We start from the raw sequence: 12,153 nt of genomic DNA on the forward strand, positions 1-12,153 counted from the left end.
AATTTTGGTGCTCTGTCGCCTACAGAGTGAGATATAGGTATTTTAAAAATAAATACTAAATTATTTGGTATTTAAAAATAAAATATTCTAACGAATTTTATCTAAATACCGTGTATAAATTCAGTTTTTTTCACATCTTTTATCAAGATCATTTAACATAGTAAGCCTGCATAGATTTTATGCATTTTCATCATCTACATGATTTCTCCTATGCATCAGACTATTAAAACTGTTTTTCGACTCTTTTTTGCTGCTGTGATTTTTATCATTACTGCGGCCCTGATCCTCACTTGCTATAGCAAGTCACAGGAAATTTTACGTGCTGAGCACTATTTTAGTCAGGCAAAAACGATCTCACTGGATTCAACACCCAAAGAACAATTGGTTTTGGTCTCCAATAATGAATCACCCGATCGTGCGATTTTTATCATGCTGGCGAATAATGGTTATCTTGCCAAACTGAATTGTGAAAACTATGCACAAGATATTTGTCTCGATGAATTTAATCAGCAACACACCCGACAAATTCAACACCTCGATTTACTGAAAATCGGACAATTTCAATATATCCAAAATGTGAGTTTCACCAATAGCCGCACTGGACAAAAAAAACAATTACGCTATAGCGATGCCCAGTTAAAACAGTTCTATCAAAACGATATTTCAAGCCTTAAATATACAGTTTTTGGCGTGGCTTTATTTGCATTTGCCGCCTTGTATGTGAGCTATCGTATTGTTCGAAACTTTAGATCATTTCTCAACAAATAAGCTTCAATCTATTTTTCAATGAAAAAAAGAGGATGTTTTGCATCCTCTTTTTTGTTTTTAAATGGCTTGATTAAAGGTATCGCAGCTATTGATATTGCCGGATTTCAACCCTGTCTGGAACCATTTCATACGTTGTTCACTGGTGCCATGCGTGAAGCTATCTGGGACCACTTGCCCTGTTGCACTTTTCTGTAAATAGTCATCACCAATCTTATGCGCTGCATCCATCGCTTCTTCTACATCACCCTGCTCTAAAAATTGGGTACGTTGTTGATTATGATGCGCCCAAATACCCGCAAAACAGTCTGCTTGTAGTTCTTGCATGACCGAATAACGATTACCTTCAGCTTTAGACGCTTGTGCACGGGCCTGCTGAACTTGCTCAGAAATGCCTAAAATCGTTTGGATATGATGTCCAACTTCATGGGCAACCACATAGGCTTGCGCAAAATCACCCGCCTGATCTTGGCGACTCAATTCTGTTTGATTTTGTTCCCCCGTGATGCCCATTTGCGTACGCATATCTTTAAAGAATGCAGTATCAATATAGACCTTCTGATCTGCTGGGCAATAAAAAGGCCCCATTGCCGCTTGTGCTGTACCACAACCTGAATTGACCACACCATTAAACATAACCAATTTAGGCGCTTTATACTGAGCATTTAACTGTTCTTGGAAGACTTTAGTCCATGTATCTTCCGTATCAGCCAAAACCGTTCCAACAAAATCCATCGCTTCTTGTTGTTCAGGTGTTGGATTATCCAGACCTTTGACTTCAGCCGTTTGACCCTGTGAAGTCACTTGTTTGGTCGCCTGATATGCTTGCTGCGGATCTACACCAAAAAATTTCCACGCAACAAATGCCACAACTAAACCGAGAATACTAATACCACCCGCTTTTGCACCGCCACCACCGCGACGGTCTTCTACGTTTGAACTAACTCTTCGACCTTTCCAGCGCATAGTGATCTTCCTTATATAAAATAGTTGATATCCGTGTGTTTACAGATTAATCCTTTTGCGACTTTGGCCATACTTTTTGAACTAAAAATACAACGCACAGCACGATTAAACCTGCAATAAAACCTGTCACTAAATTGATTAAAGTCGGTGTTAATGCACCCACAATACTGCCAACTGTAGGAATATGTTCTGCATAATCTACAGAGCCTTCAATAAAATGGTGTAGCAAAGGCACACCATGGGTAATGATGCCACCACCCACTAAAAACATGGCAATCGTACCGACAATGGTCAATGTCTTCATCAACTTAGGTGCAAATGCTAACAAACCTTGTCCAACGGTCTTTTTAAATTGTGATGCTTGTTGAGTGAGATAAAGCCCTAAGTCATCAATTTTGACAATCATCGCGACAAAACCATAGACACCAACGGTCATTAATATTGCAATCACCGAAAGTACCATGACCTTGGTCCCAAATGCCGCAGTTGCAACCGTACCCAATGAAATCACCACAATTTCAGCAGATAAAATAAAATCGGTCCGGATGGCGCCTTTGACTTTTTCTTTCTCAAAAGTCACCAAATCCGTTTCAATATGAGTCATCTCTTCACGAGCAACTTCTTCTGTTTTGGCTTTTTTATGATGCAAACTATGCAGAACTTTTTCCACGCCCTCATAGCATAAGAACAAACCACCAATCATCAATAGTGGTGTAATCAGCCAAGGTGCAACCACACTGATCAATAAAGCAGCTGGAACCAAAATTAATTTATTAACAAAAGAACCTTTGGCCACAGACCAAACGACTGGAAGTTCACGATCCGAACGGACACCACTGACTTGTTGCGCATTCAGTGCTAAATCATCTCCAAGGACACCCGCTGTTTTTTTGGCTGCCATCTTACTCATGACAGCAACATCATCCAGCACAGTTGCAATATCATCAAGTAAGATTAATAAGCTACTCGCCATTATTTTTATCCTTTAGGCATTTTTTAATATTCTAATTCTATTTAACGCTAAAATTGTATTTAGTTTTTTAATAATTAACAAAATATTCACCCATTTTTCAGTCAATTGTGCTGTGTCAGTAACAATCAAAAATAGAATGCCGTACAATGGGGACATTCTTTGAAAATCAGCCGTAGCTTTGACTACCACTTTGGAACAGATAATGAGTATTCAAGATAATCGTCCAGTGATTTTGACTGGCGACCGTCCGACTGGACAATTACATTTAGGTCATTTTGTAGGTTCTTTACGTTCACGTGTAGGTTTACAAGATTCGCATCATCAACATCTTCTTTTAGCTGATGCTCAAGCCTTAACTGATAATGCTGATAACTTCGAAAAAGTTCGTCGCAATATTATTGAAGTCGCAACCGATTATCTTGCTGTAGGAATTGACCCAACCAAAACCACGATTTGCGTTCAATCATGCTTACCAGCATTGAATGAATTGACCATGTTATATTTGAACTTTGTGACGGTTTCTCGCTTAGAGCGTAATCCAACTATTAAATCTGAGATTCAAATGCGTGGATTTGAGCGTGACATTCCTGCAGGTTTCTTATGCTACCCAGTGGCTCAAGCTGCCGATATTACAGCGTTTAAAGCATCTGTCGTTCCTGTCGGCGAAGACCAAATTCCAATGATTGAACAAACCAATGAAATTGTTCGTCGTTTAAACCGTCAAATTGGTCGTGACGTACTTCCTGAATGTAAAGCTTTACTCTCTAATGTAGGTCGTTTACCAGGTTTTGATGGTAAAGCAAAAATGTCTAAATCTTTGGGCAATACCATTGTGCTTGACGCGACTGATAAAGATATCAAGAAAGCTGTTAATGCAATGTATACCGATCCAAATCATTTACGTATTGAAGATCCGGGTCAAGTGGAAGGTAACGTCGTATTTACTTACCTTGATGCATTCGATCCGGATAAAGAAGCTGTTGCAGAATTAAAAGAACACTATCGTCGTGGTGGCTTAGGCGATGGTACTGTGAAAAAGCGTCTTGAAGGTGTACTAAAAGAGCTGATCGGCCCGATCCGTGAACGCCGTTTAGAATTGCAAAAAGATCCTGACTACATCATGGATATTTTAAAAACCGGTACCGATAAATGCCGTGATATTACCCAACAAACGTTAGATGAAATTAAATCTGGACTGGGTGTATTCCACTTCTAAATTTAAAAATTCTATAAAATTAAGCCTTTCCAATGTGAAAGGCTTTTTTATAGGCACTTTTTTTGTGAAGGTATTCACAAAATCTCCTTAGTTTTAACGTTAGGTAACATCACTTAACGTGAACACCAATGAAATGACTGACCGTTCACTCTATTATCTATTTATGTTTTAGGAATACCTAAATTCATAACATTTCTCCTTTACCGAACCTGTGAAAGCAGATTCGTTGTTATACGCAATGAACACCCCAATCATTGCGTATTTTTTTGTCTGAAAATTGGCTAAGAAGAATTAAATATCCCCTATTGAAACAATAAAAAACCCGCATTAAGCGGGTTTTTTATTTCAAAAACTAAATTAGTTTTTATGACGCATATGTGGGAACAAGATCACTTCACGGATACTTGCAGCATTCGCAAATAACATCACCAAACGGTCAATACCAATCCCCTCACCCGCTGTAGGAGGTAAACCGTATTCCAATGCTTCAATGAAGTCTGCATCGTAATGCATTGCTTCATCGTCACCCGCATCTTTTTCGGCAACTTGGGCTTGGAAACGTTCAGCTTGGTCAATCGGATCATTTAACTCTGAGAAACCATTTGCCAACTCACGACCACCGATGAAGAATTCAAAACGGTCCGTAATATGTGGATTTTCATCATTACGACGTGCCAATGGTGAAGTTTCCGCTGGGTATTCTGTGATGAATGTCGGTTGACGAAGTTCTGTTTCAACAGTTTCTTCAAATACGATGGTTTGAAGTTTGCCTAAACCAAAACCAGGTTTTACTTGCTCTTTCAGTTCATTTTTAACAAAATTTGCAAGGAACTCACGATCAGATACATTTTCAGCAGTGAACGTTGGGTTATGTTCAAGAATCGCATCAAACATCGAAATTTTCTTGAATGGACCTTTGAAGCTATACACTTCATCACCATAAGGCACATCAGTCGAACCTAATATGTCAATGGCCAATTTTTCAAGCATATTTTCTGTCAAAGCCATCAGATCTTTGTAGTCTGCATACGCTTGGTAGAATTCAATCATGGTGAATTCTGGGTTATGACGTGTTGATACACCTTCGTTACGGAAGTTACGGTTAATTTCGAACACACGCTCAAAACCACCAACGACCAAACGTTTTAAGTAAAGCTCAGGCGCAATACGTAAAAATAAAGGCATATCTAATGCATTGTGATGAGTTTCAAATGGACGCGCAGATGCACCACCCGGAATCACATGCATCATTGGTGTTTCAACTTCCATGAAACGCTCATTGCTCAAATATGAACGAATACCTGACACCACTTTTGCACGAATTTCAAAAGTTTTACGTGTTTCTTCGTTCATGATGAGGTCTAAATAACGCTTACGGTATTTAACTTCAGTATCAGTCAAACCATGGAATTTGTCTGGAAGTGGACGGAGTGATTTGGTTAAAAGCTCAAAATGTTCAATATGAACATAAAGGTCACCTTTACCAGAACGACCAATATAACCTTCAATGGCAATAATATCGCCCAAATCGAGTGCTTTAATTGTTGCAAGAACATCAGCATCCAACTCTTTACGTGGTACATAAAGTTGGATACGACCAGTCATATCTTGGATTACGATGAATGAACCGCGGTTCAACATCACACGACCAGCAACTTTCACATAAACCTTTTCGCCTGCTTCAATTTCTTCTTTTGATTTTTCAGCGAATTGATCTTGTAGGTCTTGTGCATAGTGTTCACGCTTAAATGTGTTAGGCCACGGGCTAACACCTGTTTCCTTGGCGTGCTCTTTGATGTGCTCTAACTTGGCATGACGCTGTGCAATTAAATCGTTTTCGGAAATGGCTTGTTCAGAAGTCGATTGAGCGTTATGTTGCGTCATCTCTGTCTCAAATAGTTAAAAAACGGAAGTTGCATAGCATAGCAGATTTCCTTTGAATTGAGCAGTAAGCAATGCGCGCATTTTTTTTAATAAGTAGAAATTTATCGAAGTAAGTTGTTTTGACAGCTATACCTTCAGGTTTGCTTAATCCATACCTTACAGATGTGCAGTAGATAAAAATTAAATACTCAAGCTCGAAAACCTACATTTTAATGATATCAGATGATAACTAAAAGCTTTAAAAATACTTATAACTATCAATACATTAAAATATATATCAAGAACTTAATTCAACCTTTTAATCTATTTTCTTTAAGACTAAAGTCTTTTAAATGCCTATAAATTAGACCAAAAGCTAAATTCTCTTTTTGACAATTCTCTCTACAATGAAGTCATAAAATTGTTGAAAAATAAAATATTCAACACATCCAAAAATGTTTGAAAACAGTGTGTAGAAAAACAATGACTTCCTGCTTATCGAAAATTCTGTTTTTACATGGATTGGATTCTTCCCGTGAATCTACGAAGTTCCATGCCATCAATGCAAAACAAAAATTCTGCATTGAAGTGGACTATCGCAACTTAAATTTTCAAACTGTTGCGGACTTTTACCACGAGAGTATTGAAACCATTAAGCCCGATATCATCGTCGGTCATAGTCTCGGGGCATACTGGGCTTTGAAAATGTCGCTGTTTCATCGCATTCCTTGTGTGATTGCTAACCCGAGTCTGCATCCAGACTTTCGTGACGACTACCCTGCAATTAATGAAATGGATTTGGATCACGATATTCCACAAATTGCATATATCGAACGTGGCGATGAAATCTTAGATATGTATGAAGCAGAACAACAACTCGAAGACTATATGCAAGTTCAAGTGATGGATGGCGGACATCATCGTCTACAATGCCCTGAAAATATTAATGATTTAATCCAACATCTCGAATTAAACTATTTAAAAAAATAAATCATAAGATTAATCATAAGTAGCAACGTCTTTTTTATCAGACATAAAAAAGCCCTGTCATAGACAAGGCTTTTTACATTTTAAAACTGACGCTTAGGCAGCATCTGCTTCAGGACGTGTTTTATCATCTAAAACAGACCAAATATTTAGTCCTAAATCTTTATGCAAGTCAGGCAAATCTAAGAAAATGCTTGCGCCTAAAACTTGGTGTTTACATTTTTCAGCCAATTGTTTCACTGCACGAAGCGTACCGCCCGTCGCCAATACGTCATCCACAATAATTACTTTTTGTGATTCGATTTCAGCTGACATTTCAAGACGATCTAAACCGTATTCAAGGCTATAACCCACACCGACAACAGGTGGTGGTAATTTTCCGGCTTTACGTACCAACACCAAACCTTTACCCGTACGCTGGGCAAGTAAGCTTGCCAAAACAAAACCACGCGCTTCAACTGCAATAAAGCTATCTACTTCTGCCAATTGCTCAGCTGGAATGCTTGCAATTAGGGCATCAGTTAACGATTCGATGTTATTCATAAATAACGGCGTAAGGTCAAAGAAACAAATTCCTGGTTTTGGGAAATCTTGGACAGTACGAATGTTAGACCACAATGCCGCAGCAGTAGAATTACTCATAATAGGAGAAAATAAATTAAGGAAGGAATGTGTGAATTTTAACGCGATTTGAGAGAAAAGAACAGCTAACCCCCGACCAAAATGCATATTTAAGATACAGTAAATTTACATAAGTTATTGATTATTAATATTGTATTTATTTAAAAAATATCAAATATATATTTTCCTAATCATAAAATAAAAGATTTTAGAGTTTTTTTCTGCAAGACTTTAGTCTATGAGAGCCAAAAAGGAATTATTTAAAGCCCAATTCACGGGATTTAAATCAAATACACCAATCGATACACATAAATATTGTCAGACAATTTTCCCCAGATCTGGGGTTTTGATGATATTTATTGTCCCTCACTGCCATTCTGCTTTTAATTTCACTCATTAAACTCTTAGCCACTTTACTTTATCGTTAGAACTGCGTAAAAATTTAACATAAGAGTCTACTGTATAAGGCTAATTAACCTTAAGGTATAAACTTATACAGTTATGAAGTATTTACTGACTTAATTTTTTGTCAGTTTTTGGAGAATGGAATGAAAAAGTATCAGTGCATCGTTTGTGGATGGATTTATGACGAAGCAGAAGGCTGGCCACAAGACGGTATCGTGGCAGGAACGAAATGGGAAGATATCCCAGATGATTGGACTTGCCCAGACTGTGGCGTCTCAAAAGTAGATTTTGAAATGGTTGAAATCTAATAAATAGAATCTAAGGCCATCATCGTTATGGTCTTTTTTTTGTCTTTAAAAAATATGAAATGTGTTTGGAGTTGAGTATGCACCCTATTGTCATTATTGGTTCTGGTATGGCGGGATATGCCGTTGCACGTGAATTTCGAAAGTTAAATACTGAACTAGAACTTATTATGATCTGTGCGGATGATGCCATTAACTACGCTAAACCGACATTATCCAATGCGCTCGTTGGTAATAAAGCTCCTGAGCAAATCCCTCTAGGGGATGCCGAAAAAATGTCGGCTCAACTCAATATGCAAATCATCAATAAGAGTTGGGTTAAATCCATTGATGCAGCAAAACATGAGCTTACTATTGAAAGCCAAAATGGAACTCAAACACAACTATATTCAAAACTCGTTTTAGCAGTCGGCGCAAATCCAATTCGCTTAGCTATTTCGGGTGATGGCAGTGAAGACATTCACGTCGTCAACAATTTAGATCACTACAAAGCTTTCCGTAAACAGCTTGCAGCACGTGAAGATAAACGTGTGGTGATTTTAGGGGCAGGCTTGATTGGCTGTGAATTTGCAAACGACCTCCAAAATACTGGGGCGAAAGTATCGGTGGTCGATTTAGCTCCGCAACCTTTGGGTCGCCTACTGCCGTCTCATGTTGCAGCTAAATTCCAAAGCAATTTAGAAGAAACGGGTATTCAATTCGTTTTAGGTACGACAGTCGACAAAGTGTCACGTATTGAAAATGGTGACTATCAAGTGAGCCTTGCCAATGGTCAAAGCTTAGTGGCAGATGTTGTGTTGTCTGCGATTGGCTTACAACCTGAGATTAACTTGGCAAAACAAGCCGGCATTCACACCAGTCGTGGCGTATTAACCAATAAAAGCTTAGAAACCAACTTGGCAGATATCTATGCTGTCGGTGACTGTGCTGAAGTTAATGGTACCCTTCTGCCATACGTGATGCCAATCATGCAACAAGCACGTGCTTTGGCAAAAACCCTCAATGGTGAGCATACCGCTGTACATTATCCAGCCATGCCTGTAGCCGTGAAAACACCTGCTGCACCTTTAACTGTCCTTCCTGCGCCAATTGATGTAGAAACCCAATGGGAAACAGAAGAGCTTGAAGATGGCATGATTGCCCGTGCCATCGATCAAGATGGCGTATTACGTGGATTTGTACTGCTCGGTGCAACTGCTGGGAAGCAACGCTTAACTTTGACTAAGCAGGTTCCGGACTTGATTCCTGCTTCAGTTTAAGGTTTAAATACAAGGACGTCCTGATAATATTAGACGTCCTTTTTAAAGGAAAATAACAATGAATAGTGCCCTTCAGTTTAATATTTCACCTTATGCCTCTTTTATGCATGAAACTCGCGTAGAGTTAGGCAATGGCATTGAACTTCATGTCGAGGTGGGTGGTCATCCTGAAGATCCTGCAATCCTACTGATTATGGGACTCGGCGCACAAATGTTGTATTGGCCCGATTTCTTTTGTAAGTCCCTAATAGATCAAGGTTACCGAGTTATTCGCTTTGATAATCGTGATATTGGTCTGTCGAGTAAAATTCGTAACCCAGGCCCACGCCTTAACACCTTTAAACTGATGGGACGTTTTGCCTTAGGTCTAGAGAATCAAGGTGCGCCTTATGATCTATATGATATGGCAGACGATGTTGCACTGTTAATTGATCGTATGGGACTTGATAAAGTCCATATTTTAGGCGCTTCGATGGGCGGTATGATTGCTCAAATCGTGGCGGCACGCTATCCAGATAAAGTGCACAACTTAAGCTTACTGTTTACCAGTAACATCCACCCCTTACTTCCACCGCCATTTCCAAAGCAATTATTTAGTCTAATTGAAAAACCTGAATCTAACGATGAAGATGGCATTATTAACCATAGCCTGAAAGTTTTTAATATTATAGGCTCTCCAGGCTATATTAATCAGCTTGAAGCGATACAAACTGCACGTAAACTCTATAAGCGGAGTTATTACCCAGCGGGTGTACTTCAACAGTTTTTAGCAATATTATGTACAGGTTCCCTGCTGCAGTTGGATAAACAAATTCAGCATAAAACCATTGTGGTTCATGGAGCTCGTGACCGTTTGCTGCCGCCAAGCCATGGTAAGGCCGTTGCAAAGGCTATTTCAGGTGCTAAATTTGAATTAATTGATGGAATGGGGCATGATATCCCACCGCATTTTATTCCATATCTTAGCGGTTTGTTTGCTGATCACTTTAAATCATAAATTAGGACACTATGGCTGCATTACCATCCTTAAGACAGCTGTCATATCTAGTAACACTGTCAGAAACGCTACACTTTACTGAAGCTGCGCGTCGTTCTTTTGTCACCCAGTCTACTTTGTCTGGCGGGATCATGGAGCTTGAGCGTTTATTAGGTGGCGTTTTGGTAGAACGCGACCGTCAAAACGTGCGTTTAACTCCACTTGGCGAACAAGTTGTCGGTCGAGCCCGAGTTCTATTGGCAGATGCGCAAGACCTAATGCGTTTAAGTCGTGAAATGAGTGAGCCTTTAACCGGTGATTTGCATTTAGGTGTTATTCCGACCATTGCGCCTTTCCTTCTTGCACCTTTACTTGATGAAGTGCATAAGCAGTTGCCTAAAATTCAACTCCACTTGCATGAAGCGCAAAGTGAAAAAATTGTTGAGAAATTAGAGCATGGCAATTTAGATATTGTTTTACTTGCGCTACCTTTCGATACTCGCAGTCTAAAAGTGGCTGAAGTGAACAAAGAAAAATTGTTCTTGGTGTACAACAAAGCTGACCAAAATGCAGCTCAAGCGAAATCTTTAGACGACCTAGATTTATCTCGTTTAATGTTGCTTGAAGAAGGCCATTGCTTACGTGATCATGCTTTGAGTGCTTGTCCGATTGGTGAACGTAAAAATGACCATCGTTTAAAAGCAAGCTCATTGCCAACTTTGGTTGAAATGGTTTCCGCAGATTTAGGCTTTACCTTATTGCCTGAAATTGCAGTTCATACCAATATGATCAAAGCCAATGAAGATTTGGCTGTGAAAGAAATTGAAGCAAGTCCTACACGCACATTGGCATTGGTAACACGTAAGAGTACACCGCTTCAAAGTGAATTTGATGTATTGCTTCAAATCTTGCAGAAAATCACTAACAATCTACACTAATTAATCAGTGTAAAAATTAAAGAGAGCCCTGTGCTCTCTTTTTTATTTGGCGGAAATGAATAATGCAGAAGTAATAATGTTGAGATGAATTAAAATTTAAAATGAAAAAATACAGTATCTGAAAAAAGAAAAGGCTAACCCAAATAGGTAGCCTGATAAGGTAATATATGACTTGATGTATATCTCAATTCATCGCCTCGACAATATCTTCACACTAGCCAGATAAGTAAGAAGATAAATACATCTTAGTAAAATATAACTTTCGTTAAAATCACTAGTTTCAGGTATTTTAGATAAAGTATGTCTGATTCATTTTCAAAGGGCTTTTTTTATAATAGTATTTTTGTGCTATAAAATAAACATAGATGAGAAATAAATCACATTATTTTGAAAATTTATTAATATTTATATTTAAAATAACTAAGCAATAAATCAATATTAACTCACAACATAAACAGTTCAATTTATCAGTTATTAAAATACAGCTTTCATATTTCAATTATTATTTTCAATTCGAATCTAAATCTGATGATTATTTAATCAATATTCTAAAAATAAAAACCTATAAATCTTTGCATTCAATATAATGAAAAACACAAAAAACCATACATTACTTAAATTCCATTATATCACAATAACTTAATTATACTTTGATATATAAATCACTACTTCTAGGTATATTTTTCTAATTCACTTTCATGCACATTATGGAAATGCAATTTGATTAAAAATAATAAATGAGCGAAATGTATGGTAATCCTCCCATAAATAACCGAAGTTAAAAGTAGAGGTTAAGCAGCCATTAGAGGTGGCCTTCCTTTGTTTGCTTGGTGTGGTCTTTCATAGTTGTAATGCCACAGCCAACTCGTTGCATAATCT

At 38.2% G+C, this 12,153-nt stretch carries 11 protein-coding genes; 7 read left to right on the top strand and 4 right to left on the bottom strand.

Features of this window, described 5'->3' with window-relative positions; genetic code table 11:
- Nucleotides 1-210: 210 nt before the first annotated feature.
- On the top strand, nt 211-768 hold the full coding sequence (locus tag FTU34_RS09035; RefSeq protein ID WP_180035352.1) for a hypothetical protein: 558 nt from the start codon (nt 211-213) through the stop codon (nt 766-768).
- A gap of 57 nt (nt 769-825) precedes the next feature.
- Here FTU34_RS09035 and FTU34_RS09040 read toward each other — a convergent pair whose 3' ends face one another.
- Together FTU34_RS09040 and FTU34_RS09045 are read right to left on the bottom strand one after the other, a co-directional pair.
- Nucleotides 826-1,731, bottom strand: a complete 906-nt coding sequence (locus tag FTU34_RS09040; protein ID WP_180007459.1) for a neutral zinc metallopeptidase — start codon at nt 1,729-1,731, stop codon at nt 826-828.
- Between the two features lie 46 nt (nt 1,732-1,777).
- On the bottom strand, nt 1,778-2,704 hold the full coding sequence (locus FTU34_RS09045; protein ID WP_180035351.1) for a DUF808 domain-containing protein: 927 nt from the start codon (nt 2,702-2,704) through the stop codon (nt 1,778-1,780).
- Between the two features lie 202 nt (nt 2,705-2,906).
- Here FTU34_RS09045 and trpS point away from each other — a divergent pair, with 202 nt between their 5' ends.
- Complete coding sequence (gene trpS, locus FTU34_RS09050; RefSeq protein ID WP_180035350.1) at nt 2,907-3,920, top strand: tryptophan--tRNA ligase; 1,014 nt, start codon at nt 2,907-2,909, stop codon at nt 3,918-3,920.
- Between the two features lie 357 nt (nt 3,921-4,277).
- Here the strand turns inward: trpS and lysS are convergent, their stop codons facing one another.
- Complete coding sequence (gene lysS, locus FTU34_RS09055) at nt 4,278-5,804, bottom strand: lysine--tRNA ligase (protein ID WP_078193012.1); 1,527 nt, start codon at nt 5,802-5,804, stop codon at nt 4,278-4,280.
- Between the two features lie 462 nt (nt 5,805-6,266).
- Between lysS and FTU34_RS09060 the strand changes: the two genes are divergently transcribed.
- The gene (locus tag FTU34_RS09060; RefSeq protein ID WP_078193013.1) at nt 6,267-6,773 is read left to right on the top strand and encodes a YqiA/YcfP family alpha/beta fold hydrolase; all 507 of its coding nucleotides are present in this window, start codon (nt 6,267-6,269) and stop codon (nt 6,771-6,773) included.
- Between the two features lie 93 nt (nt 6,774-6,866).
- Here FTU34_RS09060 and FTU34_RS09065 read toward each other — a convergent pair whose 3' ends face one another.
- On the bottom strand, nt 6,867-7,412 hold the full coding sequence (locus FTU34_RS09065; protein ID WP_078189930.1) for an adenine phosphoribosyltransferase: 546 nt from the start codon (nt 7,410-7,412) through the stop codon (nt 6,867-6,869).
- A 527-nt stretch (nt 7,413-7,939) separates the two neighbouring features.
- Here FTU34_RS09065 and rubA point away from each other — a divergent pair.
- From rubA to oxyR, 4 genes are all read left to right on the top strand, one after another.
- Nucleotides 7,940-8,104: a rubredoxin RubA gene (gene rubA, locus FTU34_RS09070; RefSeq protein ID WP_005179369.1), complete on the top strand. Its 165-nt coding sequence runs from the start codon at nt 7,940-7,942 to the stop codon at nt 8,102-8,104.
- Nucleotides 8,105-8,181: 77 nt separating this feature from the next.
- Nucleotides 8,182-9,360 carry an NAD(P)/FAD-dependent oxidoreductase gene (locus tag FTU34_RS09075; protein WP_180035349.1) on the top strand — a complete coding sequence of 393 codons (1,179 nt, stop codon included), beginning with the start codon at nt 8,182-8,184 and terminating at the stop codon, nt 9,358-9,360.
- A 58-nt stretch (nt 9,361-9,418) separates the two neighbouring features.
- Nucleotides 9,419-10,357 carry an alpha/beta fold hydrolase gene (locus FTU34_RS09080; protein WP_218948613.1) on the top strand — a complete coding sequence of 313 codons (939 nt, stop codon included), beginning with the start codon at nt 9,419-9,421 and terminating at the stop codon, nt 10,355-10,357.
- Between the two features lie 11 nt (nt 10,358-10,368).
- The gene (gene oxyR, locus FTU34_RS09085; protein ID WP_180035348.1) at nt 10,369-11,274 is read left to right on the top strand and encodes a LysR family transcriptional regulator OxyR; all 906 of its coding nucleotides are present in this window, start codon (nt 10,369-10,371) and stop codon (nt 11,272-11,274) included.
- Nucleotides 11,275-12,153: the final 879 nt, after the last annotated feature.

This window comes from Acinetobacter sp. YH12094 (assembly GCF_013419295.1).
GTDB classification, from domain to species: Bacteria; Pseudomonadota; Gammaproteobacteria; order Pseudomonadales; family Moraxellaceae; genus Acinetobacter; species Acinetobacter amyesii.

Excerpts from the sequence above, each read along its gene's own strand:
- FTU34_RS09035 (WP_180035352.1), top strand. The coding sequence starts at position 211 with ATGCATCAGACTATTAAAACTGTTTTTCGACTCTTTTTTGCTGCTGTG.
- FTU34_RS09040 (WP_180007459.1), bottom strand. The coding sequence starts at position 1,731 with ATGCGCTGGAAAGGTCGAAGAGTTAGTTCAAACGTAGAAGACCGTCGC.
- FTU34_RS09045 (WP_180035351.1), bottom strand. The coding sequence starts at position 2,704 with ATGGCGAGTAGCTTATTAATCTTACTTGATGATATTGCAACTGTGCTG.
- trpS (WP_180035350.1), top strand. The coding sequence starts at position 2,907 with ATGAGTATTCAAGATAATCGTCCAGTGATTTTGACTGGCGACCGTCCG.
- lysS (WP_078193012.1), bottom strand. The coding sequence starts at position 5,804 with ATGACGCAACATAACGCTCAATCGACTTCTGAACAAGCCATTTCCGAA.
- FTU34_RS09060 (WP_078193013.1), top strand. The coding sequence starts at position 6,267 with ATGACTTCCTGCTTATCGAAAATTCTGTTTTTACATGGATTGGATTCT.
- FTU34_RS09065 (WP_078189930.1), bottom strand. The coding sequence starts at position 7,412 with ATGAGTAATTCTACTGCTGCGGCATTGTGGTCTAACATTCGTACTGTC.
- rubA (WP_005179369.1), top strand. The coding sequence starts at position 7,940 with ATGAAAAAGTATCAGTGCATCGTTTGTGGATGGATTTATGACGAAGCA.
- FTU34_RS09075 (WP_180035349.1), top strand. The coding sequence starts at position 8,182 with ATGCACCCTATTGTCATTATTGGTTCTGGTATGGCGGGATATGCCGTT.
- FTU34_RS09080 (WP_218948613.1), top strand. The coding sequence starts at position 9,419 with ATGAATAGTGCCCTTCAGTTTAATATTTCACCTTATGCCTCTTTTATG.
- oxyR (WP_180035348.1), top strand. The coding sequence starts at position 10,369 with ATGGCTGCATTACCATCCTTAAGACAGCTGTCATATCTAGTAACACTG.